Source organism: Microbacterium sp. (genome assembly GCF_017305435.1).
GTDB lineage: Bacteria > Actinomycetota > Actinomycetes > Actinomycetales > Microbacteriaceae > Microbacterium.
In genome coordinates this window covers 84,517-107,829 of sequence record NZ_JAFKIP010000002.1, presented here as the reverse complement: position 1 = coordinate 107,829, position 23,313 = coordinate 84,517, and the positions used below count along the sequence as shown (strand labels likewise).

Here is a 23,313-nt window from a genome sequence, read left to right as displayed (position 1 = left end):
AACACCCCACCAAGGAAGAAGGAAGAACATGCGCAAGATGGGCATCGGCGTGGCCGCCCTGGCCGCGACCACCGTTCTGCTCGCCGGCTGCTCCGGCGGCACGACCACAGCGCCCTCCGGCGATGGCGACGCCATCGACGCGTCGGGCGTCACCCTGACGATCTGGACCGACGAGAACCGCAAGCCGGCCATCGAGGCGGCCGCCAAGGCGTTCGAGGACGAGACCGGCGGCAAGATCGAGCTCGTCCAGAAGAACTTCGAGGACATCCGCACGGACTTCACCAACCAGGTCCCGACCGGAGAGGGTCCCGACATCACGATCGGCGCCCACGACTGGCTCGGCAGCCTCGTGCAGGCCGGCGTCGTCTCGACGATCGACCTCGGCGACGTCGCGAGCAACTTCGAGAAGGTCTCCCTCGACGCGTTCACCTACGACGGCCAGCTGTACGCGCTGCCGTACTCGCTCGAGACGATCGCACTCGTGCAGAACACGGGCCTCGTCGGCGAAGACGCTCCGGCGACCTTCGACGACATGATCAAGAAGGCGCAGGATGCCGGGGCCGCCCGCCCGTTCGTCATCAACACGGCCGGCCAGACGGGCGACGCCTACACGATGTACGGCTTCCAGACGTCCTTCGGCGCCCCGGTGTTCGTCCAGGACGACTCGGGCAGCTACACGAGCGAGGTCGGCATGGGCGGAGCGGCGGGCGACGCGTTCGCGGCGTGGCTCGGCGCGAACGGCGAGACCGGCACCGGCTTCCTCTCCACGACGATCGACTACGACACCAACAACGAGCTGTTCGCGTCCGGCCAGGCCGCGTACACGATCCAGGGTCCGTGGGCGATCGAGACACTGACGGCGCAGGGCGTGAAGGTGAAGGTCAACCCGATCCCGTCCGCGGGTGGCGAGACCGCCGCGCCGTTCGTCGGCGTGCAGGGCTTCTACATCTCCTCGCAGTCGAAGAACGCGCTGGTGGCCCAGGAGTTCCTCACCAAGTACCTCGCGACCTACGACGCGCAGAAGGCGCTGTACGAGGCCGACCCGCGCATCCCGGCATGGACGGCGCTCGCCGACGAGGTCTCCTCCGACCCGATCATCGCCGGGTTCGTCGCATCGGCGAAGACCGGCGTCCCGATGCCGAACATCCCCGAGATGGGCTCGGTCTGGGACCTCTGGAACGCCGCCCAGGTGCAGATCATCAAGGGCGCCGACCCCGCGTCGACGTGGCAGAAGATGGTCAGCGACCTCCAGGCCGCGATCGGCTGATCCCCTCCGAGGGCGGGCGTCCGCTCGCCCGCCCTCGGACCCCTCCTCTGGACCTTCATCGAAGGAGATGACCATGACGGCCGTGCAGCCGAGGCCCGACACCCGCACCGAATCCCATGCCCGACGCTGGCAGGGGATCGGCTGGGGCTTCCTCGTGAAGCTCCTCCTCATGGCCGTGATCAACGCGTTCGGCCTCATGGGCATCTTCGCCGCCTTCCAGGCGCAGTCCTGGCTGATCCTCGCGGCGGCGGTGCTCCTGCTCGTCGCAGCGGACATCGTCTACTTCACCAAGCGTGCGCTGCCGCTCAAGTATCTGCTGCCCGGGCTCGCGTTCCTGCTCGTGTTCCAGGTGTTCATCTTCGGCTACACCGCGTACATCGCCTTCACGAACTACGGCGCGGGCCACGTCGGCTCGCAGGAGCAGGCCGTGCAGGCCGCTCTCGCGCAGGGCGAGCGCGTCGTCGAGGGCTCCCCCACCTACCCGCTGAGCGTCGTCGAACGCGGCGGCGAGCTCGGCTTCGCGATCGTCGACGACGGTGAGATCAAGGCGGGATCCGCGGATCAGCCCCTCGAGGCGGTCGGGGACGCCTCCGGCGCCGGCGCACCGAAGGAGGTGCCCGGCTGGACCATCGTCCCCCGCAACCAGCTCATCGGCGACCAGGCGATGCAGCAGCGGGTGATCGACCTGCGCGTCCCGCTCTCCGACGACCCGAACGACGGATCGCTGCGCACCCGGGACGCCACGAGCGCCTCCGTGTACCTCTCGACGTTGACCTGGGATGCCGGGGCGCAGACCATCACCGATACCGCGACCGGCACGGTCTACCGCGCCACGGCCGGCGGCAATTTCGTCGCGGACGACGGCACGGCACTCCCGACCGGGTGGACGGTCAACGTCGGCTTCGACAACTTCGCGCGCCTGTTCACCGACCCGGCGATGTTCCAGCCGCTCGCGATGGTGACGATCTGGACCTTCGTCTGGGCGTTCCTGTCGGTCGCGATCCCGTTCGCCCTGGGCCTGCTGTTCGCGATCATCTTCAACGACGAGCGCGTCAAGGGGCGGAAGCTCCTGCGGACGCTGTTCATCCTCCCCTACGCCTTCCCCGCGTTCATGTCCGCGCTGCTGTTCCGCGGCATGTTCAACAGCGAGTTCGGCGTCATCAACCAGGTGTTCTTCGGCGGCGCGACCATCGACTGGCTCGGAGATCCGTGGCTCGCCCGATTGGCGGTGCTCTTCGTCAACGTCTGGCTGACGTACCCGTACTACTTCCTCGTCTGCACGGGCGCCATCCAGGCGCTTCCGGCGGACGCGCTCGAAGCGGCGTCCATCGACGGTGCCGGCCGCACGCGCCAGCTCCGCTCCATCATCCTCCCCCTCGTGCTCGTCGCCACCGCGCCCCTGCTGATCTCGTCGTTCGCGTTCAGCTTCAACAACTTCACGATCATCTACATGTTCAACAACGGCGGACCCGCGATACCCGGGGCTCCGTACGCGCTGGGCGCGACAGACATCCTGATCTCCGCCATCTGGGACATCTCCGGTGTCTCGGGGGGCAAGGCCGACTACGGCCTCGCGAGCGCGCTGTCGATCCTGGTGTTCATCGTGGTCGGCGTCATCTCGGCGATCGCGTTCCGTCAGACCAAGAAGCTCGAGGAGTACCAGTGATGTCCGCTCCCACGCACACCCCCACGGCGCGCCAGGCGCGCTCGGCCGTCGTCTTGGATGCCAGTCGCCGCGGCGCCGTCCGTCGACGTTGGCTGCTCGACGTCGGCTGGAAGTACCTCGTCGCCCTCGTCATCCTCTTCTACGCGATGTTCCCGCTCGTCTACGTGCTGTCGGCCTCATTCAATCCCGGCGGGAGCCTCGCCGCGAGCAACAGCCTCTTCGCCGCGTTCGACCTGTCCAACTACGCGGCGCTCTCGAGCACCCGCTACTGGACGTGGTACGGCAACACCCTCGTCGTCGGGATCTCGGCGGCGGTCGGGGCGGTCCTCATGGGCGCGGCGGCGGCGTACGCCTTCTCGCGCTTCCGCTTCCGTGGCCGCCGCGTCGGGCTCACCGCACTCCTCATCATCCAGATGTTCCCGCAGGCGCTCGCCTTCGTCGCGATCTTCCTCATGCTGCTCGCGCTCGGCGAGGTGTTCCCGCTGCTCGGGCTGAACTCCAAGATCGCGCTCATCTGCGTGTACCTCGGCGGCGCGCTGGGGGTCAACACGTTCCTCATGTACGGGTTCTTCAACACGATCCCGAAGGAGCTCGACGAGTCGGCGAAGATCGACGGCGCCTCGCACGCGCAGATCTTCTGGCGCATCATCATGCCGCTCGTGACGCCGATCCTCGCGGTCGTGGCCCTGCTCGCCTTCATCGCATCGTTCGGCGACTACATCATCTCGAAGATCGTCCTCGTCTCGGAGGACAACTGGACGCTCGCCGTCGGGATGTTCCAGTGGGTCTCGAATCAGCTCGCGAGCAACTGGGGCCTGTTCGCCGCGGGCGCGATCCTCGCGTCCATCCCGGTGCTGGTGCTCTTCCTGTCGCTGCAGCGCTACATCATCGGCGGCCTGACGGCCGGCTCCGTGAAGGGCTGAGTCGCGCCACGGCAGGCGTTCAGCGCGCGGCGAGCGCGGCCTGGTAGAGGTCGCGCGAGCGCAGGCCGGTCTGTGCGGCGACCTCGGCCGCGGCATCCTTCAGGCGCACGCCGGATGCCACGAGCTGCTGCACCTGCGCGAGCGCGTCGCCCTCCGACACCGTACGCTCGGGGGCGCCTTCCACGACGATGACGATCTCGCCGCGGACGCCCTCCCCCGCCCACGCGGCGAGGGTGCCGAGTCCGCCTCGGACGACCTCTTCGTGCAGCTTCGTCAACTCGCGGCAGACAGCGGCGCGGCGCTCCGCGCCGAAGGCGTCCGCCATCGCCGCGAGGGTCTCCGCCAGCCGCGACGGCGCCTCGAAGAACACCATCGTGCGCGGCTCCCCGCCGAGCGCGTCGAGCGCGCGGCGGCGGTCGCCGTCCTTGCGCGGCAGGAAGCCCTCGAACGTGAAGCGGTCGGTCGGCAGCCCTGCGACGGCGAGCGCTGTGACGACGGCGCTCGGCCCGGGGATCGCGGTGACCGGGACGCCTTGGGCGATCGCCTCCGCGACGAGGGCGTAGCCCGGATCGCTGACCGTCGGCATCCCCGCGTCGGAGAGCACGAGGAGGTCTTCGTCGCGCGCACGCCCGGCGAGCTCGGCGGCGCGCTGGCGCTCGTTGTGGTCGTGCAGGGCGATCAGGCGCGGGCGGTTCGCGACGCCGAGCGCCTGCAGCAGCCGCTGGGTCGTGCGCGTGTCCTCCGCCGCGATGACCGTCGCGTCCTCGAGAGCCGCGACGAGGCGCGCCGACGCATCGCCGAGATTTCCGATCGGGGTCGCGGCCAGGATGATCACCGCCCCAGCATAGGCTGGTGCCCGTGACGACGACCGATGCGCTGCTGCCGCCCGCGCCCGGCGCTGAGCGACCATCCCGCTACGACCGCTGGCGTCTGCGCGTCGCGGCGGACCCGCGCCTCGCGCGCCTCTACGGATGGCTCGCTCCCCTCCTCGTCACTCTGCTCGCCGGCATCCTGCGGTTCTGGAACCTCGGGCATCCGCACAGCCTCGTCTTCGACGAGACGTACTACGTGAAGGATGCCTGGAGCCAGTGGAACCTCGGCTACGCCGCGACCTGGCCCGACGGCGCCGACGCCCGCTTCGCGGCCGGTGAGACCGACATCTTCACGACGGACCCGAGCTTCGTCGTACACCCGCCACTCGGCAAATACCTGATCGGCGCGGGCATGTGGCTGTTCGGCCCGGACGACTCGTTCGGCTGGCGGTTCGCGACCGCGCTGTTCGGCACCGCGCTCGTGCTCCTCCTCTTTCTCGTCGCGCGCTCGCTCACCCGCTCGACGGTGTTCGCCACGATCGCCTCGGGCCTGCTCGCGATCGACGGCCTCGGCATCGTCATGAGCCGGGTCGCGCTCCTCGACACGTTCCTCGCGTTCTTCGTCCTCCTCGCCTTCTGGTTCGTGATCCTCGACCGCGCGAAGGCGCTCGACCGGCTCGCGACGCTGACCGCCCTGCGTTCACGAGAGGGAGAACCACAGCCCTGGGGCCCGATCCTGTGGAATCGGCCGTGGCTCCTCGCCGCCGGCGCGGCAGCGGGGGCGGCCACCGCGGTCAAGTGGTCGGGAGTCTGGGTGCTCGCGGCGATCGGCCTCTACGTCGTCGTGACCGACGCGCTGGAGCGCCGGCGCCTGGGCATCACGTTCTGGCCCACCGACGCGGTGCGGCAGGGCGCGGCATCCTTCGTCCTGCTGGTTCCCATCGCATTCGTCGTGTACCTCGCCTCCTGGACGGGATGGCTCGTCACCGACGGCGGCTACGACCGCCACGCCGCCGACGCGAGCCCCGCGACGGGATTCTTCTCCTGGGTGCCGCTGTCGCTGCAGAGTCTCTGGAAGTACCACACGACCATCTACGGCTCGATGACGGGGATGACCTCGCCGCACAGCTACGCGAGCCCGGCGTGGCAGTGGGCCCTGCTGCTGCGGCCGACGTCGATGTACGCGCAGGCGACGGCGGACGGGCAGTCGGGGTGCGCCGGCGGCGACGCGGGATGCCTCGACATCCTCTACAGCATGCCGAACCCGCTCCTGTGGTACGCGAGCATCGTCGCGACGTTCTTCCTCGTATATCGGTTCGTGCTCGTGCGCGATTGGCGGTACGCGGTCGTCCTCGTCGGCATCGCCGCGACGTGGCTGCCCTGGCTGGCGTACCCCGAGCGGACGATCTTCCAGTTCTATACGATCGCGATCTGGCCGTTCCTGCTGCTCGCCCTGACCTTCGCGCTGCAGCACGTCGCGGGCGCCACGGCGACAGCCATCCCGCGTCGCATCGCGGGCCAGCGTGTCGTCCTCGTCTTCCTCGCGGTCGCCGCCCTTCTCTCGATCTTCTGGTACCCGCTCTGGTCGGCGATGCAGGTGCCGTACGAGTTCTATCGCCTGCACAACTGGATGCAGGGCTGGGTCTAGCGTCGACGCCGCCGATGTCGGCGAGCGCATACGATGGAGGGCTATGCCTTCCCCCGTTCCCGTGATCTCCTATCCGCCGGAGCTGCCCGTCAGTGCCGCGCGCGACGAGATCGCGCGCGCGATCGAGGGCCACCAGGTCGTCATCGTCGCGGGCGCCACGGGGTCGGGCAAGACGACGCAGCTGCCGAAGATCTGCCTCGAGCTGGGCCGCACCTCCATCGCGCACACGCAGCCCCGCCGCATCGCCGCGCGCACGATCGCCGAGCGCATCGCGCACGAGCTCCAGGTGCCCCTCGGCGGCGCCGTCGGATACAAGGTGCGCTTCACCGATCAGGTGTCGGCCGACACGAAGATCGCTCTCGTCACCGACGGCATCCTGCTGAACGAGATCCACCGCGATCGGCTCCTCCGACGCTACGACACGATCATCGTCGACGAGGCGCACGAGCGGTCGCTGAACATCGACTTCCTGCTCGGCTACCTCGCCCGGATCCTCCCGGAGCGCCCCGACCTCAAGGTCATCATCACGTCGGCCACGATCGACCCGGAGAGCTTCGCGAAGCACTTCGCGGATGCCGCGGACCGGCCCGCCCCGATCGTCGAGGTCTCCGGACGCACCTACCCCGTCGAGATCCGCTATCGGGGTCCCGTCGAGGGCGCGGCCGGCGATGGCGCCGCGAACGGCGGCGACGACGTCGACGCCCTCACCGCGGCGCTGCGCGAGCTCGACCGCGAACCCGACGGCGACGTGCTCGTCTTCCTCCCGGGCGAGGCGGAGATCCGCGATGCGATGGATGCCGTGCGCGGCATGTACGCGAAGGACGCCCGCCCCACCGAGGTGCTCCCCCTGTACGGGCGCCTGTCCGCCGCGGAGCAGCACCGTGTGTTCGAGTCGTCCGCCGTCGCGGGGCTGCGGCGCCGCGTCATCCTCGCGACGAACGTCGCCGAGACGAGCCTCACCGTCCCCGGCATCCGCTACGTGGTGGATGCCGGCACCGCCCGCATCTCGCGCTACAGCGTCCGCACGAAGATCCAGCAGCTCCCGATCGAGGCGATCTCGCAGGCATCGGCGCAGCAGCGGTCGGGACGGGCCGGCCGCACGTCCGCTGGCATCGCGATCCGGCTGTACGCGGAAGAGGACTTCCTCGCCCGCCCGGAGTACACCGAGCCGGAGATCCTGCGCACGTCCCTCGCCTCGGTGATCCTGCAGATGCTGGCGCTCGGCTTCGGCGACATCGAGGAGTTCCCGTTCCTCACGAAGCCCGACGGCCGCGGCGTGAAGGCGGCGTTCGAGCTGCTCCTCGAGCTGCGCGCGGTCGAGAGCGCGCGCAGCGGCGGACGCCGCCTCACGAAGCTCGGGCGGGAGATCGCGCGGCTGCCCATCGATCCCCGCTTCGCGCGCATGCTGCTCGAGGCGCGGCGCCTCGACGTCCTCGCGCCCGTCCTCGCGATCGTCGCGGGCCTGTCCATCCAGGACGTGCGCGAGCGGCCCTCGGCGGAAGAGGGCGCCGCACGCGAGCAGGCCGACCGCCTGCACGCGCGCTTCGCCGACCCGACGAGCGACTTCCTGACGCTGCTGAATCTGTGGAACCGCCTGCAGGAACAGCAGCGCGACCTCGGCTCGAGCGCGTTCCGTCGTGCGTGCCGCGCCGAGTTCCTGAACTACGTGCGGGTGCGGGAGTGGTTCGACGTGCATCGTCAGCTGCGCCAGCTCCTCGGTGTCAAGGGGCACCCCTGCCCGGCTGACGCGACCGCCGATCCGGCCGTCGTGCACCGCGCGATCCTCGCGGGTCTCCTGTCGCACATCGGCATCCTGGACACCCGCTCCCTCGCCAAGGCGAAGCCGGGCGACAAGCGCCGGCCGCAGGCGAGCTACCGCGGCGCACGCGGGGCGACGTTCGCGATCTTCCCCGGGTCGGCGCTGCGCAAGGCCTCGCCCGACGCGCTCATGGCCGCCGAGCTGGTCGAGACGTCGCGCCTCTACGCCCGGACCGTCGCCGTCATCGATCCCGCGTGGGCGGAGGAGCCCGCGGGCGAGCTCGCGCAGCGCTCGCTCAGCGATCCGCACTGGTCGAAGGATGCCGGGGCCGCCGTCGCGGCCGAGAAGGTGACCCTCTTCGGCGTCGAGATCATCCCGCGGCGGCGCGTGCAGCTCGCGCGCATCGATCGGCCGCTCGCCCGCGAGCTGTTCCTCCGTCACGCCCTCACCGACGGCGAGTGGAATTCGGCGCACCTCGACAAGAGGCTCACCGCGTTCGAGCGCCGGAACCTCGAACTGCGCCGTCGGCTGGAGAAGGTGGAGGAGCGCGAGCGGCGCCGCGACATCCTCGCGGGCGACGAGGCCGTGTTCGCGTTCTACGACGCGCGCGTCCCGCAGGACGTCGTCGACGTGCGATCGTTCGAGACCTGGTGGCGCGACGCCTCCGCCCGCACGCCGCGCCTTCTCGATCTCAGTGAGGACGACCTTCGCGAGGGGACGGGACGCTCCGATGAACGCGACTTCCCGGGCCGCTGGCAGCAGGGCGATCAGGTCCTCTCGCTCGCCTACCGGTTCGAACCCGGCGCGCCCGACGACGGCGTGAGCGTCGTCGTGCCGCTGCCCCTCCTCGCCTCGCTCCGCCCCGACGGGTTCGACTGGCAGGTACCGGGCCTGCGGGCCGAGCTCATCACGGCGCTCCTGCGCGCGCTGCCGAAATCGATCCGGCGCCACGTCGTTCCCGCGGCCGACTGGGCGGCGAAGCTCGGCGACGACCTGCGCGGTGCGGGCCCGGAGGACCACGACGGGCTCCCCGCGCAGTCGCTCGCGGCGGCGCTCGCGACCCGGATCCAGCGTGTCGCGAACCAGCCCGTCTCGGCCGCCGATTTCGAACTCGAGCGGGTGCCCGCCCATCTCACGGTGACATTCCGCGCCGTCGATCACCGCGGACGCACGGCCTCGTCGTCGCACGATCTCACCGAGCTCCAGCGCGCCCTGGCCGGACGCGCCCGCGAGCAGGTCGCGCGCACGCTCACGGCATCCCGCCCTCTGCCGGATTCCACGGGACCGCGTCCCACAAACGGTCGTTCCGGGGGCGCAGAAACAGCCACAAGTGGGACACACACCGCCCAGAGTGGGACAACATCCCGCCCACCCCGCGCGCCCCACGCACCCGGCGCGCCCGGCGCACCCGGCGCGCCCAGCGCTACCAGCGGCGGCGGGATCGCGGAGCGCTCGGGGATTACCTCGTGGGACGTCGGCACGCTGCCGGAGGTCGTCGACACGCGCGTCGCGGGCGGCGTCGTACGCGGCTATCCGGCACTCGTCGACGAGAAGGATGCCGTGGCCCTGCGCATCGAGGCGACGCCCGAGCGTGCGGCGCGCCTCACGCACGCGGGCGTGCGGCGACTGCTGCTCCTCGCTGTCCCGTCTCCGAGCGCGTACGTGCTCGAGCATCTCACCGCCGCGGAGAAGCTGTCGCTCGCGGCATCCCCGTACCCGTCCGCGAAAGCGCTCATCGAGGACGCACGCGTCGCCGTCGCCGACGCCGTCATGGCGCGCACGGCACCGGACGGCGTGCGCACCCCCGAGCAGTTCGCCGCCGTGCGCGACGCCCTCTCGGCTGCTGTCGTCGACGACCTCTTCGCCGCCGTCTCGCTCGCCGCGCGCATCCTGACGCTGCAGCGCGATGTCGAGCGGGCGGTCAAGGCGCAGAACTCCATGACGCTCCTCGCCGCCCTCGGCGATGTGAAGGTCCAGCTCGCCGGGCTCGTCTTCCCCGGATTCATCGCCCGGACGGGCCTCGCGCGCCTCGCGCACCTTCCGCGCTATCTCGAGGGCGCGCTGCAGCGCGCCCTCGCCCTCGGCGATGCGCCCGGGCGCGACCGGCAGCGCATGACCGAGTTCGAGCGGGCCGCCGCCGCGTTCGCGGAGGCCGGCGGGACGATCCCCGCGCCGGCGGATGCACCCGCCGCCCTCGTGCGTGCCCGCTGGCTCCTCGAGGAGTACCGCGTGAGCCTCTACGCCCAGCAGCTCGGCACGGCCGAGCCCGTATCGCCGCAGCGGATCACGAAGGTTCTCGCCGAGCGGGACTGAATGCACGCGTCCTCGTGTTGGGACCGATATGAGCACCGCGATCGCGTACACCCGCTTCGGAGGGCCGGAGGTCCTCACCCTGATCGACATCGACGTGCCCGCCCCCGGGCCGGGCGAGGTCGCCGTCCGGGTCGAAGCCGTCGGCGTGAACCCGCTGGATCTGAAGCTCCGTGCGAGGCTGCGCCCCTTCCCGCCGATCACCGAACCGCGTCGCGTCGGGTCGGATGCCGCGGGCATCGTCACGGCGGTCGGACCGGGCGTTGAGGGATACCGGCCCGGAGACCCCGTGATCGTCACGGGCGCGCAGGGCGCGTATGCCACGGACCTCGTCGTCCCGGCGACCCACGTCGTCCGCCGCCCCGAGAAGGTGAGCGCGGCGCAGGGCGCAGCCCTCGGCATCCCGATCGGAACGGCCTACCAGACCGTGCATTCGCTCGCGATCTCGGCCGAGGACACCGTTCTCGTTCACGCCGCGTCGGGCTCCGTCGGTCAGGCCGTCGTCCAGTTCGCGCGCCTCTTCGGCGCCACCGTGCTCGGCACGACGAGCGATCGCCGCGCCGATCGCGTCCGCGCGCTCGGCGCGGTGCCGCTCTCCTACGGCCCCGGCGTCGTCGACCGCGTGCGCGCACTCGCGCCGCAGGGCGTGACGGTGGCGATCGATCTCGTCGGCACCGACGAGGCACTCGAGCAGTCGATCGCGCTCGTGTCCGACAAGAATCGCATCGCAACGCTCGTGCGCGGCGCGGATGCCGCGGGCCTCGGCATCCGTGCGTTCAGCGGCGGCAGTCCCGAGCCGCTCACCGCACAGGAGAAGGCGTGGCGTCGCGAGGCGATCCCCGTCGCGGCGGCGCTCATCGCCGCGGGCGCGTTCACGGTCGAGATCGGCCCCGAGCTGCCGCTCGCCGAGGCCGCCGAAGCCCACCGCCTCGTCGAGAAGGGTGCCGACGGCAAGGTCGTGCTCCTGCCCTGACCCACCCGCCGCGCCGCGCCTCAACCACCGAACCGGCCGAACGCGTCAGCTGGCGGCGACGAGCGCGCGGTAGAAGCCGATGCCGCGCAGCCACACGCCGACGCGGATGCGCTCATTGTGCGAGTGCAGCGCGTCGCGCTCGGCGCGGGTGAGGTGGAACGGCGTGAACCGGTAGACGTTCTCCGAGATCGCCGTGAACCACCGGCTGTCGCTCGCGCCGAGCTGGATGTACGGCGTCGTGACGATCTCGTCGCCGAGCGCGTCGCGCACGGCGGTCGCGATCCGCTGCCACGGCTCGCCGCGCCACGGCGAGACGGGCGAGGGATCCGAGCCGTGACGCACCTCGACCTCGATCTGCGGGTCGCCGACGACCCGTCGCACGCGTGCCGCCGCGCTCTCGACGGTGTCGCCCGTGAGCAGCCGGATGTTGATCGAGGCGCGCGCCGTCGTGGCGAGGACGTTCTCGCCCGGTGCGCCGGACAGCTCGGTGGCGACCGCCGTCGTCCGGACGAGCGCGTTCATCTCGGGGCCGAGGTGCGGGAACACCTTCGCGAGGAGCGGCCCCGTCACCGCGAGGTTCTGGAACACCCAGCGCAGCGGCTGCGGCGTGTGCGGCGCGATCGTGGCGAACAGCGCACGCACGGGCGGTGCGATGCGCGTCGGGAACGGGTGCCGGTGCAGCCGGTCGATGGCGCGCGCGAGGCGGACGGTCGCCGGCATCGCGGGCGGCGTCGAGGCGTGCCCTCCGTTCTCGCGCGCCGTGAGCAGCACCGTCATCACACCGCGCTCCGCGACGCCGACCATCGCCGTCGGCACGCTCACCCCGGGAACGACCCCGTCGACGACCGCTCCCCCTTCGTCGATGACGAGCGCGAGCCGGATGCCGCGACCGCGCAGCACGTCGACGATCGCCCGTGCACCGCCGCCCGCGGTCTCCTCGTTGTGCCCGAAGGAGAGGTACACGTCGCGCGCGGGGGTGAACCCGCTCGCGACGAGCTGCTCGACGGCCTCCAGGATCGCGACGAGCGAGCCCTTGTCGTCGATCGCGCCGCGCGCGTGGAGCTCGGCATCCTCCCCTTCGCCGATGATCTCGGCGGCGAACGGCGGGTGCGCCCACTCCTCCTCCACGACCGGGACGACGTCGAGATGCGCCATGAGGACGAGCGGATCGGACTCCGCCGCCGGCGCCGACCCCGGCCACCGGTACAGCAGCGCGTGCCCGTCGATCACCTCGCGGTCGAGCGTGTCGTGCAGGCGCGGGTAGAGCCGGACGACCTCGGCGAGGAAGTCGTCGAAGTGACGCCACTCGATGAGATCCTCATCGGTGTGCGAGACGGTCGGGATCTGCAGGAGGGCGCGGAATCGCGCGAGCGCGGCGTCGTCGTCAGGAGTCACGCGTCGAGCCTACGACGCGCACCGCGCACCCACAGGCGTCACGGCTAGGCTCGGACCATGACCGACATCCGCTGGGGAATCCTCGCCACGGGCGGCATCGCCCACGCGTTCGCGCAGGACCTCCGCACGGCGGGCTTGGACCTCGCCGCGGTCGGCTCGCGCAGCCAGGCATCCGCCGACGCCTTCGCGTCCGAGTACGGCGTCACGCGCGCGCACGGCACGTACGAGAGCCTCGTCGCCGACCCCGACGTCGACATCGTCTACGTGGCGTCGCCGCACAGCCATCACCGCGATCACGTCCTCCTCGCGCTCGAGGCGGGCAAGCACGTGCTCATCGAGAAGGCGGTGACGCTGGATGCCGCGCAGGCGGCCGAGATCCGTGCCGCCGCGACCTCGCGGGGCCTCCTCGCGATGGAGGCGATGTGGACGCGGTACCTGCCGCACATGGTGCGCATCCGCGAGATCATCGCCGCCGGCGCCCTCGGCGACGTGCGCACGGTGATCGCCGACCACACGCAGGCGCTGCCCACCGACCCCGCCCACCGGCTGAACGCCCTGGAGCTCGGCGGCGGCGCGCTCCTCGACCTCGGGATCTACCCGGTCTCGTTCGCGTTCGACATCCTCGGCCCCGTCACTGCGGCGAAGGCGCTCGGCCGCCTCGGCGAGACCGGCGCCGACACGGAGGTGGCGATCGCGCTCGCGCACGCCGGCGGAGGGGTCTCGTCGCTCGCGACGAGCTCGCGCGGTGCGGGGCCGAACACCGCCCACATCGTCGGCACCGACGCCCGCATCGACATCGATCGGGTCTGGTACACCCCCACCTCTTTCCGCGTGACGGCGACCGACGGCAGCGTGCTGGAGGAGTACACGAGCCGGGTCGAGGGGCGCGGCATGCAGTTCCAGGCGCTCTATGCGGAAGAACTGCTCCGCACCGGCCGCACGGACAGCGCGCTGCTCGGCTTCGACGAATCGATCCGCATCATGCAGACGCTCGACGACATCCGCGCCCAGCTGGGCGTCACCTACCCGATCCGCACCGCCGAGGAGCGCTGACCGTGCCCGACCTCCAGAACCCCCGCGTCGCCGTCTACCTCGACTTCGACAACATCGTGATGAGCTGGTACGACCGCGTGCACGGGCGCAACGCCTACGCCGGCGACCGCCAGAAGATCATCGCGAACCCCGACGAGCCCGAGATCGCTCAGAAGCTCAAGGACGCGACGATCGATGTCGGCGCGATCATCGACTACGCGGCATCCTTCGGCACACTCGTCCTGACCCGCGCCTACGCCGACTGGTCCTCGCCCGTCAACGCGCTCTACCGCTCGCAGCTCGTGGCGCGCGCGGTCGATCTCGTGCAGCTCTTCCCGGCGGCGGCCTACGCGAAGAACGGCGCCGACATCCGCTTGGCGGTCGACGCCGTGGAGGACATGTTCCGGCTGCCGGACCTCACCCACGTCGTGATCGTCGCCGGCGACAGCGACTACGTCCCGCTCGCGCAGCGCTGCAAGCGGCTCGGACGCGTCGTGGTCGGCGTGGGCGTCGCGGGATCCACTGCGAAATCGCTCGCCGCCGCGTGCGACCAGTTCGACTCCTACGATTCGCTGCCGGGCGTGACGCCGGATCCGACGCCGCAGAAGAAGACGGATGCCGCGGCACCCGCGACCGCGTCGAGCGGCTCGCGCCGGCGCAAGAAGACCGAGGACCCGACCGCGGAGCTGCTGCGCCGTGCGCTCATCCTGGAACGCGAGCGCACCGACGACGAGTGGGTGCACCTGTCGGCGGTGAAGAACCTCCTGAAGCGCATGGACCCCTCGTTCAGCGAGAAGGCGCTCGGTCACCGATCGTTCTCCGACTTCGTCAAGGCCTATCCCGCCGTCGCCGACATCGACGAGTCGACGAACATCGTGCGGGTGCGTCTGCACAGCCTCGACAGCGCGGAGTCGTCCGACTGACGACGTGTGCATCACCGCACAGCGCGTGTGCGGACCACCTCCTTGAACCTGAATCATGTTTCAGGTAACGTCGCGGAACGTCACCTAGCGGCACCGATGACGGTGTCGTCCCGCGCTCGACGAGGAGGTATCAGCGCATGGCTTCAGCCCCTGCAACCGACGGCACATACCAGAAGTCCAGTCTCCGCCGCGTCGTCACGGCGTCGATGGCGGGCACAGTCGTGGAGTGGTACGAGTTCTTCCTGTACGCCACGGCCGCGACCCTCGTCTTCGGGCCGATCATGTTCCCGCCGTCCGACGATCCGTACGCCGGCATCATCGCGGCGTTCGTGACCTACGCGGTGGGCTTCGTCGCCCGCCCGCTCGGCGGCATCGTCTTCGGGCACTTCGGCGACAAGTACGGTCGCAAGAAGCTCCTCCAGGTCGCGATCGTCCTCGTCGGTGTCGCGACCTTCCTCATGGGCTGCCTGCCGACCTTCCAGCAGGTCGGGTACCTCGCGCCCGTGCTCCTGGTCCTCCTCCGCTTCGCGCAGGGCTTCGCGGTCGGCGGCGAGTGGGGCGGCGGCGTCCTGCTGGTCGCCGAGCACTCCCCCGACAAGAGCCGTGGCTTCTGGGCGTCCTTCCCGCAGGCGGCGGTGCCGATCGGAAACCTCATCGCGACGATCGTCCTCCTGATCCTCAGCCGCTCCCTCTCGCCGGAGGCCTTCCTCGGCTGGGGCTGGCGCGTCGCGTTCTGGCTCTCCGTCGTCATCGTCGCCGTCGGGTACTACATCCGCACCAAGATCTCCGACGCCCCGATCTTCCTCGAGGCCCAGAAGGAGGTGGCCGAGGAGGAGCACGTCCGCTACGGCGTCTTCGAGGTGCTGCGCCGCTACCCCCGCGGGGTCCTCACCGCCATGGGGCTCCGCTTCGCGGAGAACATCATGTACTACCTCGTGGTGACGTTCTCGATCACGTACCTGAAGATCGCCCTCGAGATGGACACCGCCGAGATCCTCGGCATGATCGCGATCGCGCACGTCGTCCACATGATCGTCATCCCGCTCGTCGGCGGGCTCGCCGACCGCCTCGGCCGCAAGCCCGTCTACGCGATCGGCGCGATCGCGGCCGCGGGCTGGGGCTTCGTCGCCTTCCCGATGTTCAACACGAAGGACCCGGTCGTCATCATCCTGGCGATCTGCCTCGGCCTTGTCATCCACTCCTTCATGTACGCGCCGCAGCCGGCGATCATGTCGGAGATGTTCCCGACGCGCATGCGCTACTCGGGCGTCTCCCTCGGCTACCAGGTGACGTCGATCTTCGCGGGCTCGCTGGCGCCGATCATCGCGACAGCGATCCTCTCGGGCACCGGGTCGTGGGAGGGCATCGCGATCTACCTCGCGGCTGCCGCCGCGGTGACCCTGGTCGCGGTGTTCTCGATGCGCGAGACGAAGGGCATCTCGCTGTACGAGATCGACCGCGTCGACCGTGAGCGCCTCGTCGCCGAGACCGGTGCGGTGAAGGTTGCCGCGCAGCGCTGACCGGGCGCGATACGAGGAGAAGGGCGGTGGATGCCTCGGCATCCACCGCCCTTCTCCTCGTATTCAGGCCGCCAGCGGGATCGCTCCGACGATGACGCCGACGGCCAGCATCGCGAGCGAGACGATGCACGCGCGCCACAGCACCTTCTTGTGGTGATCGCCGAGGTTGACGCTCGCGAGCGAGACGAGCAGCAGGATCGCCGGCACGAGGGGCGACTGCAGGTGCACGGGCTGGCCGGTGATCGAAGCGCGCGCCATCTCGACCGGATCGATCCCGAAGTGCGAGGCGCTCTCGGAAAGCACCGGCAGGATGCCGAAGTAGAAGGCGTCGTTCGACATGAAGAACGTGAACGGGATCGACAGGACGCCTGTGATGACGGCCAGGAACGGCCCCATCGCATCGGGGATGACGGTCGTGATCCACGACGCCATCGCCGAGACCATGCCGGTGCCGTTGAGGACGCCGACGAGGACGCCCGCCGCGAGCACCATCGAGACGACGCCGACGATCGAGGGCGCGTGCGCGACGATCTCATCGGCTTGCGACTTCAGCTTCGGGAAGTTGATCATGAGTGCGACCGCGGCACCCACCATGAAGACGTATGGCAGCGGGAAGACGTCGAGCACCAGCAGCACCATCACCGCGAGCGTCAAGGCGAGGTTGAACCAGATGAGCTTCGGCCGCAGCGTCGGGCGGTTCGGGTCGAGCATCGTGTCTGCCATCGCCGTGTCGCCGACGTCCACGAGGCCGGCGGCGGGGATGCCACGGCCGCCGCCCCGCACCGTCACCACGTTGCCCGTGCGGAGGGTCGCTGCCGCACCCGGCTTCGCTTCGGCGCCGCGGAACAGACGCGGGGCCGACAGGATCCCCTCGCCGCGCGTCGCGTCGAGTTTCGACGTGTCGATCACGCCGGCGAGGCGGCGACGCTCGCCGAGGCCCAGGAGCCACGCGAACACCAGCGTGATGAGGAGGCCGGTGGCCAACGACGGCAGCATCGGCACGAAGATGTCGGTGGGCTGAAGACCCAGCGCGGTCGCGGCGCGGACCGTCGGTCCGCCCCACGGCACGATGTTGAGTGTCCCGTTCATCAGACCCGCGACGCACGTCAGCACGACGGGGCTCATCCCCAGGCGCAGGTACAGCGGCAGCATGGCCGACGTCGTGATGATGAACGTCGTCGATCCATCGCCGTCGAGCGAGACGGCGCCGGCGAGGAGCGCCGTGCCGAGCACGATCTTGGCGGGATCGTCGCCCAGCAGGCGCGTGATGAACCGGATCAGCGGGTCGAACAGTCCGACGTCGATCATGATGCCGAAGTACATGATCGCGAACATGAGCAGCGCCGCCGTCGGCGCCATGGTGCCGATCGCGTCGATGATCATGTCGCCGAGGCCGAATCCCGCGCCCGCGAAGAGGCCGAACACCGTCGGCACGAGGATGAGCGCGACCATCGGGGTGAGACGTCGCGTCATGATGAGCGCCATGAAGGTCAGCACCATCGTGAAGCCCAGGACGACCAGTACGCCGTCGGACGGGGTGTAGGCCACGGCGTAGCCGTCCTCCGCGGCGGCGAGCGCGGCGAGCGTTGCGGTCATGTCGACTCCTTCGTCAGTCCGCCCGGGCCGTTTCGAAAGGGGCGGATTGAGCGAATCTAGGCGCAGCCGCGCCATGGCGCGCGCTATCTCGCATTCCGTCGCGTTCTGCGCGTAGCGTGTGTTCAGCGCATTGTGCTCACGAGAGGGGATGCCGTGCGTTTCGCAACCCGGGTCCTGCTGGTTCAGGTGGCGACGATCGTCGCCGTCGTGCTCGTCAGCTGCATCGTCTTCCTGCTGCTGGGGGTCCAGCAGCTGCGCGCCGAGGCCGAGACCTCGGCGCTCAACATCGCCCGCACGATCGCCGCCGATCCGGAGGTGCGCGCCCGCGTCGCGGAGATCTCGGCCGACCCGGGGACGCCGTCGGCGGCCGATCTGCGGCACGGTCCGCTCCAGTCGTACGCGGGCGAGGTCACGGCCCGCACCGGGACGCTGTTCGTCGTGATCGCCGACGATCACGGCATCCGGCTCGCCCACCCCGACCCGGCATTGCTCGGCCAGCAGGTGAGCACGGACTACTCCGAGGTGCTCGCGGGCAAGGAGGTCGTGACGTGGGAGCAGGGCACGCTGGGCGTGTCCGCCCGGGCCAAGGTGCCGATCCTGCCGCCGGGCGCCGAGAGCACCGCGCGAGGCAGTGACGGCAGCGGCGCGGCGCCCGTCGGCGAGGTCAGCGTCGGATTCGAGCCCGCGAGCGTCTTCGACGATCTGCCGGCCCTCGCGCTCGCCGTCGGCGCGCTCGCGATCGGCGCCGTCGCAATCGGCGTCACCGCCGCCGCCCTCCTGCGGCGACGCTGGGAGCGACTCACGCTGGGGCTCCAACCCGAAGACCTCGTCGCGCTGCTGCAGAACCAGTCGGCGGTCATCGACGGCGTCCGCGACGGAGTGGTCGCCGTCGACACGAGAGGCGTCGTCCGGGTGTGCAACAACACCGCGGCAGAGATGCTCGGGCTCCGAGACCCCGTCGGCCGGCCCTTGAGCGACCTCTATGTGCCACCGGTCGTCCTCGCCGCGGTCGCCGAGGGGACGGCGCGCGACGGCGTCGTGGTGGGTGATCGCGTGCTGTACGTCGACTCCCGGCCCGTGACCCGCGAGGGGCGCGGCATCGGCGACGTGCTGATCGTGCGTGATCGCACGGATCTCGTGGCGCTCACCGAGCGCCTCGAGTCCGTGCGGGCGATGACCGGCGCATTGCGCGTGCAGCGGCACGAGTTCGCCAACAGGCTGCATGTCGCGGCCGGCCTCATCGACGCCGACCGCGTCGCCGACGCGCGGGAGTTCCTCGGCGAGCAGCTGGCCCGCGGACCCGTCGACTTCCCCGTCGCGCACCTCGACCTCGTGTCGGATGCCGTGCTGCAGGCCCTGCTCGGCGCGTTGGCCATCGAGGCGGGCGAACGCGGAGTTGCCGTTTCGGTGGCCCCCGACACACTGCTCGGCGGTCAGGTCGCGGATGTCGAGGACGTCGCCGCCGTGCTCGGCAACCTCGTCGGCAATGCGGTCGCCGCGGCCGTCCGGGGTGAGGAGCCGCGCCGCGTCGAGATCGGCTGCTACGGCGACGGAACGGCGCTCGTCGTGACCGTCGCCGACTCGGGCACGGGCATCGCGGTCGAGGATCCCTTCCTCGGCGGGAACGAGCCCGCGAGTGACGCCGACGGCGTGCACGGGTGGGGCATCGGACTGCGTCTCTCGCGGGAGCTCGCGCAGCGACGCGGCGGCGATGTCTGGGTGATCGACCGCGGCGGGCACCGGAGCGACCACGCCGACGGCGATGAGGGCGCCCTCGGAGGAGCCGTCTTCGGCGCGCGCCTGAACGACGTGATCCGCACGCCCGACGAGATCCGCACGCCGGACGAGAAGGAGACCACGACCTCATGACCACTGCCTTGAGCACCCTGGTGATCGACGACGACTTCCGCGTCGCGGATCTGCATCGCGGAATCGTCGACCGGCATCCGGCCTTCGTGACGCTGCCGCCCGCGCGCACGCTCCGGGAGGCGGCTGAGACGGTGCGGACGGCGACGCCCGACCTCCTGCTCGTCGACGCCTACCTTCCCGACGGCGACGGCATCGGATTCATCGGCGCGACGGACGTGGATGCGATCGTCCTCTCCGCCGCGGCCGACGCCCCGACCATACGCCGGGCGCTCCGCGCGGGTGCGCTCGGCTACCTCGTCAAGCCGTTCGATGCCCGCGCCCTCACCACCCTGCTCGACCGCTACGTGCGCTTCCGCAATGTGCTGGCAGGAGATCGAGGCCTCGCGCAGGAAGAGATCGACCGAGCGCGCGGCATCCTCGCGGGTGATGCGACGCCGTCGGTCTCCCGCTCGGCGACCGAGCAGCTGATCCTCGAGTCGCTGGGCCGGGGTGAGGCGTCGTCGAGCGAGATCGCGGAGCGCTCGGGCATCTCACGCGCAACGGCGCAGCGCCACCTGTCGTCGCTCGCGACGCGTGGGCTCGTCGAGGTGCGGCTGCGCTACGGGACGACCGGCCGCCCCGAGCACCTGTACGCCGTCGGGCGGGGCTGAGGTCAGTCGCGCGTCGACCAGAGCGCCCACGCCACGAGCAGCGGCTGGAAGAAGAGCCGGATGATGCGGGCGCGGTCGCTGTCGAGCGTGAACGCGGATCTCTTGTCGACCGCCTGTGCGATGTTGCCCGGGAAGACCGCGACGAAGAACGCGGCCAGGAGCGCACCGATGCGCCGACGCTCGCGAGGGAGCACGACGAGCGCAGCGCCCAGCATGATCTCGACTGCTCCGGATGCCACGACCACCCCGTCCTTATCGATCGGCACGACCTCGGTGACGATGTCGGGTACCTGCGACTGGAACTCCTTGCGGGCCCAGAAGAGGTGGCTGAGACCTGCGAACACCATTCCGCCGGCGAGCAGCCAGCGCGCGATCGTCTTCATGGTGACATCCTGCTCCCGCGGCGCGCGATCCGCTCCCCCTTGCGCCGTGCGCGTCATGACCGTATGCGTCGGGGTGCCCGGGATCTCGACGGACCACGCCGAGATGACGCCGGTAGTCTGGACGGGTGAGCGGCGCTGCACCATCCCCGATCCGAAGACTCCCCGACGGTACGGTCAAGCAGATCGGGCCGCTCACCGGCACGCGAGTGTGGACGGTGCCGGGCCGAGCGAATCGGCCGCTCGCAGCACCGCGCGACGCACCCCACCCGGTCGCTCCGGGCGACGCCGACCGCCTGTGCGCCTTCTGCGCGACCCGCTATCTCGAGACGACGCCGGAGAAGTCCCGGCTGGTGGGCCCGGAGTTCACGGAACGACGCCATACGACCGCCGCGGACCTGTTCGACACGGTTGCGGAGTTCCGCCGCTTCGGCAACCTCTTCGAGATCGTGTCGGCCGAGTACTGGCGCGAGAACCACGGCTTCCGCCAGCCCGCCGCGATCGTCGAGTGGGCCCAGGAGTACCTCTCGAGCCCCGAGGGCCGAGCGCACATCACCGAGCTCGCCGCCCTCCGCGCGGCAGCGAGCGGGGAGGAGGTCTCGCTCGAAGAGGCGGCGCTCGACCTCCTGGGCGGGTCACACGATGTCATCGTCGCGCGCCGCCACCTCATCGACGGCGCGACGGCCGACGACCAGCTTGCGTCGTCGGGCACCCTCACCCCCGATGAGCACGCCGCCTACATCGCGTTCACCGTCCGCGCGCTCGCGGAAATCCAGGCGGCACAGCCGCACGCCGCTTACGTCGCGGTGTTCCAGAACTGGCTCCGCCCCGCCGGCGCCTCGTTCGAGCACCTGCACAAGCAGCTCGTCGCGATCGACGAGCACGGCCCGCAGGTCGACCACGAACTGCGCCTCTTGGCCCACGACCGCGCGCTGTACCAGCGCGAGATCGCCGACCTCGCCCTATCCGAACGCTTCCTCGTCGCCGCGACCGACGGTGCCGTCGCCTTCGCGGGCGTCGGGCACCGCTACCCCGCGTTCGAGGTGTTCTCGACCTCCGACGCGAACCTCCCCCAAGAGCACTCGGATGCCGGGATCCGCGCCGTCTCCGATCTCCTGCACGCGCTGCACGCGGCCACCGGCCCTCTCGTACCGACCAACGAGGAGTGGCATTACCGCCCGCCGGGCGCCCCGTGGCCGATGCCCTGGCGCGTCGTACTGAAGTGGCGCATCTCCAACCCGGCCGGGTTCGAGGGCGGGACGAAGATCCACGTCAACACGATCGATCCGTGGGAGCTGCGCCGACGCGCGGTCGCCGCTCTGCAGGAGCTGCGGGCGGCGGGCGCCCTTGCCCCCGGCATCCGCATCGGTGACGAATGCGTCGCCTCCGACGCCCACCTCCGTTACGCCGACGGCGATGCCTCCGGTTGGTGAGGTGCCCGCGGCGTTCCCCTTCGAGGCACTGCGGCGCGCGCCGGATGTCGAGGCGCCCGGGCTCGTCGCGGCGGATGCCGCGGACCGGCTGATACTCGATGAGTCCGCCTTGGCTCGGGCAGCGGCCGCGCCTGGCGAGATCGTCGTCATCGGCGACGGGTACGGCGCCCTCGCTCTCGGTGCCGCTTGGGGTCTCGCGGCGGGCGCCGACCTGCGCGGCGCGGACCGCATCCGCGTGCACCAGGACGCCGTGATGGGCGAGCGCGCAGCCGCGGCGAACGCGGCCCGCCTGGATCTCGCCGGAACGACGGCGCCCCACGCCACCCTCGACGCCGCTCTCGTGGCCGACGCTCGGGTCGTGCTCCTGCGGCTGCCGCGCTCGCTCGATGCCCTGCGTGACATGGGCGGGCTCATCGCCGCGCACGCCGCTCCTGACGTCGCGGTGTTCGCGGGCGGACGCATCAAGCACATGACGGTCGCGATGAACGAGGTGCTCGGCGCCTTCTTCACCCGTGTCGACGTGACGCACGCACGCCAGAAGTCGCGCGTGCTGATCGCGCGCGGCCCGCACGACGGTGTCGACCCGACGCCGGCGGCAGCGCGTATCGACGGCCTCGAGCTGCGGGCCTACGGCGGCACCTTCGGCGGCGCGACGCTCGACGCGGGCACCCGGCTGCTCCTCACCCACCTGCCGAGCGAACTGCCCGGCGGCTCCCCGGAGGATCCCTGGCTCGACCTCGCGTGCGGCAACGGCGTCATCGGCGCCTGGCTCGCGACCCGGCATCCCTCGGCGCATGTCGTGTCGAGCGATCCGTCGGCGTCGGCCGTCGCGTCGGCGCGCGCGACGATGCGCGCGAATGGCGTCGAGCACCGCGTGCGCGTCGAACGCACGGATGGGCTCGAAGGGCGGCCGGATGCCTCGGCATCCCTCATCACGCTCAATCCGCCGTTCCACTCCGGCGCCGCCGTCACCGACCAGATCGCGCCGCGGCTGTTCGCCGACGCCGCTCGTGTCCTCCGCCCGGGCGGCGAGCTGTGGTGCGTGTGGAACTCGCCCCTGCGCTACCGCACGGCGCTCGAGCGCCTCGTCGGGCCGACCCGGCAGGTCGCGCGCGATCCCCGCTTCACCGTGACCGTGACGACGCGGCGCTGAGCGC

At 70.8% G+C, this 23,313-nt stretch carries 17 protein-coding genes; 13 read left to right on the top strand and 4 right to left on the bottom strand.

All coding sequences use genetic code 11. The annotated features are described in order from the left end of the window. Positions 1–28: 28 nt before the first annotated feature. The 3 genes from J0I43_RS00535 (at position 29) to J0I43_RS00525 (ending at position 3,856) form a co-directional block, all read left to right on the top strand. A complete protein-coding gene (locus J0I43_RS00535; protein WP_292857356.1) occupies positions 29–1,267 on the top strand; it encodes an extracellular solute-binding protein in 1,239 nt (412 codons plus the stop codon). Positions 1,268–1,340: 73 nt separating this feature from the next. Then, a complete protein-coding gene (locus J0I43_RS00530; protein ID WP_292857353.1) occupies positions 1,341–2,933 on the top strand; it encodes an ABC transporter permease subunit in 1,593 nt (530 codons plus the stop codon). Then, a complete protein-coding gene (locus J0I43_RS00525) occupies positions 2,933–3,856 on the top strand; it encodes a sugar ABC transporter permease (RefSeq protein ID WP_292857351.1) in 924 nt (307 codons plus the stop codon). Before J0I43_RS00530 ends, J0I43_RS00525 begins: the two co-directional genes overlap by 1 nt. A 19-nt stretch (positions 3,857–3,875) precedes the next feature. Here the strand turns inward: J0I43_RS00525 and rsmI are convergent, their stop codons facing one another. Beyond that, positions 3,876–4,691: a 16S rRNA (cytidine(1402)-2'-O)-methyltransferase gene (gene rsmI / locus J0I43_RS00520; protein ID WP_292857348.1), complete on the bottom strand. Its 816-nt coding sequence runs from the start codon at positions 4,689–4,691 to the stop codon at positions 3,876–3,878. Between the two features lie 23 nt (positions 4,692–4,714). On the opposite strand from rsmI, the gene J0I43_RS00515 reads away from it, so the two are divergent. From J0I43_RS00515 to J0I43_RS00505, 3 genes are read left to right on the top strand one after another with little or no spacing between them, the layout of a single operon-like run. Next, on the top strand, positions 4,715–6,316 hold the full coding sequence (locus tag J0I43_RS00515; RefSeq protein WP_292857345.1) for a phospholipid carrier-dependent glycosyltransferase: 1,602 nt from the start codon (positions 4,715–4,717) through the stop codon (positions 6,314–6,316). A 43-nt stretch (positions 6,317–6,359) separates the two neighbouring features. After that, positions 6,360–10,388 (top strand): ATP-dependent RNA helicase HrpA, encoded by a 4,029-nt coding sequence (gene hrpA, locus J0I43_RS00510; protein WP_292857341.1) that lies wholly within the window; start codon positions 6,360–6,362, stop codon positions 10,386–10,388. Positions 10,389–10,416: 28 nt separating this feature from the next. Beyond that, the gene (locus J0I43_RS00505; RefSeq protein WP_292857338.1) at positions 10,417–11,358 is read left to right on the top strand and encodes an NADP-dependent oxidoreductase; all 942 of its coding nucleotides are present in this window, start codon (positions 10,417–10,419) and stop codon (positions 11,356–11,358) included. A gap of 45 nt (positions 11,359–11,403) precedes the next feature. On the opposite strand, the gene J0I43_RS00500 is transcribed toward J0I43_RS00505, so the two are convergent. Continuing rightward, positions 11,404–12,753 carry a M20/M25/M40 family metallo-hydrolase gene (locus tag J0I43_RS00500; RefSeq protein WP_292857335.1) on the bottom strand — a complete coding sequence of 450 codons (1,350 nt, stop codon included), beginning with the start codon at positions 12,751–12,753 and terminating at the stop codon, positions 11,404–11,406. Between the two features lie 57 nt (positions 12,754–12,810). Here J0I43_RS00500 and J0I43_RS00495 point away from each other — a divergent pair, with 57 nt between their 5' ends. The 3 genes from J0I43_RS00495 (at position 12,811) to J0I43_RS00485 (ending at position 16,228) form a co-directional block, all read left to right on the top strand. Further along, on the top strand, positions 12,811–13,806 hold the full coding sequence (locus J0I43_RS00495; RefSeq protein ID WP_292857333.1) for a Gfo/Idh/MocA family oxidoreductase: 996 nt from the start codon (positions 12,811–12,813) through the stop codon (positions 13,804–13,806). A 2-nt stretch (positions 13,807–13,808) separates the two neighbouring features. Continuing rightward, entirely contained in the window at positions 13,809–14,708 is a 900-nt protein-coding gene (locus J0I43_RS00490; RefSeq protein ID WP_292857331.1) for an NYN domain-containing protein, read from the top strand. Between the two features lie 137 nt (positions 14,709–14,845). After that, a complete protein-coding gene (locus J0I43_RS00485) occupies positions 14,846–16,228 on the top strand; it encodes an MFS transporter (RefSeq protein WP_292857329.1) in 1,383 nt (460 codons plus the stop codon). Between the two features lie 63 nt (positions 16,229–16,291). Here the strand turns inward: J0I43_RS00485 and J0I43_RS00480 are convergent, their stop codons facing one another. After that, positions 16,292–17,824, bottom strand: coding sequence for a CitMHS family transporter (locus tag J0I43_RS00480; protein WP_292857326.1), 1,533 nt, complete (start codon positions 17,822–17,824; stop codon positions 16,292–16,294). A gap of 153 nt (positions 17,825–17,977) precedes the next feature. Here J0I43_RS00480 and J0I43_RS00475 point away from each other — a divergent pair, with 153 nt between their 5' ends. Both J0I43_RS00475 and J0I43_RS00470 read left to right on the top strand, forming a co-directional pair. Next, positions 17,978–19,693: a sensor histidine kinase gene (locus J0I43_RS00475; protein WP_292857323.1), complete on the top strand. Its 1,716-nt coding sequence runs from the start codon at positions 17,978–17,980 to the stop codon at positions 19,691–19,693. Then, complete coding sequence (locus J0I43_RS00470) at positions 19,690–20,343, top strand: response regulator (RefSeq protein ID WP_292857320.1); 654 nt, start codon at positions 19,690–19,692, stop codon at positions 20,341–20,343. The genes J0I43_RS00475 and J0I43_RS00470 overlap by 4 nt, the downstream gene beginning before the upstream one ends. Positions 20,344–20,345: 2 nt before the next feature. Here the strand turns inward: J0I43_RS00470 and J0I43_RS00465 are convergent, their stop codons facing one another. Further along, positions 20,346–20,726 carry a hypothetical protein gene (locus J0I43_RS00465; RefSeq protein ID WP_292857317.1) on the bottom strand — a complete coding sequence of 127 codons (381 nt, stop codon included), beginning with the start codon at positions 20,724–20,726 and terminating at the stop codon, positions 20,346–20,348. A 125-nt stretch (positions 20,727–20,851) separates the two neighbouring features. Here J0I43_RS00465 and J0I43_RS00460 point away from each other — a divergent pair, with 125 nt between their 5' ends. Then, a complete protein-coding gene (locus J0I43_RS00460) occupies positions 20,852–22,156 on the top strand; it encodes a DUF4921 family protein (protein ID WP_292857314.1) in 1,305 nt (434 codons plus the stop codon). After that, positions 22,140–23,309: a methyltransferase gene (locus J0I43_RS00455; protein ID WP_292857311.1), complete on the top strand. Its 1,170-nt coding sequence runs from the start codon at positions 22,140–22,142 to the stop codon at positions 23,307–23,309. The genes J0I43_RS00460 and J0I43_RS00455 overlap by 17 nt, the downstream gene beginning before the upstream one ends. Positions 23,310–23,313 lie beyond the last annotated feature (4 nt).

Excerpts from the sequence above, each read along its gene's own strand:
- hrpA (WP_292857341.1), top strand. The coding sequence starts at position 6,360 with ATGCCTTCCCCCGTTCCCGTGATCTCCTATCCGCCGGAGCTGCCCGTC.
- J0I43_RS00480 (WP_292857326.1), bottom strand. The coding sequence starts at position 17,824 with ATGACCGCAACGCTCGCCGCGCTCGCCGCCGCGGAGGACGGCTACGCC.
- J0I43_RS00470 (WP_292857320.1), top strand. The coding sequence starts at position 19,690 with ATGACCACTGCCTTGAGCACCCTGGTGATCGACGACGACTTCCGCGTC.
- J0I43_RS00455 (WP_292857311.1), top strand. The coding sequence starts at position 22,140 with ATGCCTCCGGTTGGTGAGGTGCCCGCGGCGTTCCCCTTCGAGGCACTG.
- J0I43_RS00525 (WP_292857351.1), top strand. The coding sequence starts at position 2,933 with ATGTCCGCTCCCACGCACACCCCCACGGCGCGCCAGGCGCGCTCGGCC.
- J0I43_RS00530 (WP_292857353.1), top strand. The coding sequence starts at position 1,341 with ATGACGGCCGTGCAGCCGAGGCCCGACACCCGCACCGAATCCCATGCC.
- J0I43_RS00505 (WP_292857338.1), top strand. The coding sequence starts at position 10,417 with ATGAGCACCGCGATCGCGTACACCCGCTTCGGAGGGCCGGAGGTCCTC.
- J0I43_RS00535 (WP_292857356.1), top strand. The coding sequence starts at position 29 with ATGCGCAAGATGGGCATCGGCGTGGCCGCCCTGGCCGCGACCACCGTT.
- J0I43_RS00495 (WP_292857333.1), top strand. The coding sequence starts at position 12,811 with ATGACCGACATCCGCTGGGGAATCCTCGCCACGGGCGGCATCGCCCAC.
- J0I43_RS00465 (WP_292857317.1), bottom strand. The coding sequence starts at position 20,726 with ATGAAGACGATCGCGCGCTGGCTGCTCGCCGGCGGAATGGTGTTCGCA.
- J0I43_RS00485 (WP_292857329.1), top strand. The coding sequence starts at position 14,846 with ATGGCTTCAGCCCCTGCAACCGACGGCACATACCAGAAGTCCAGTCTC.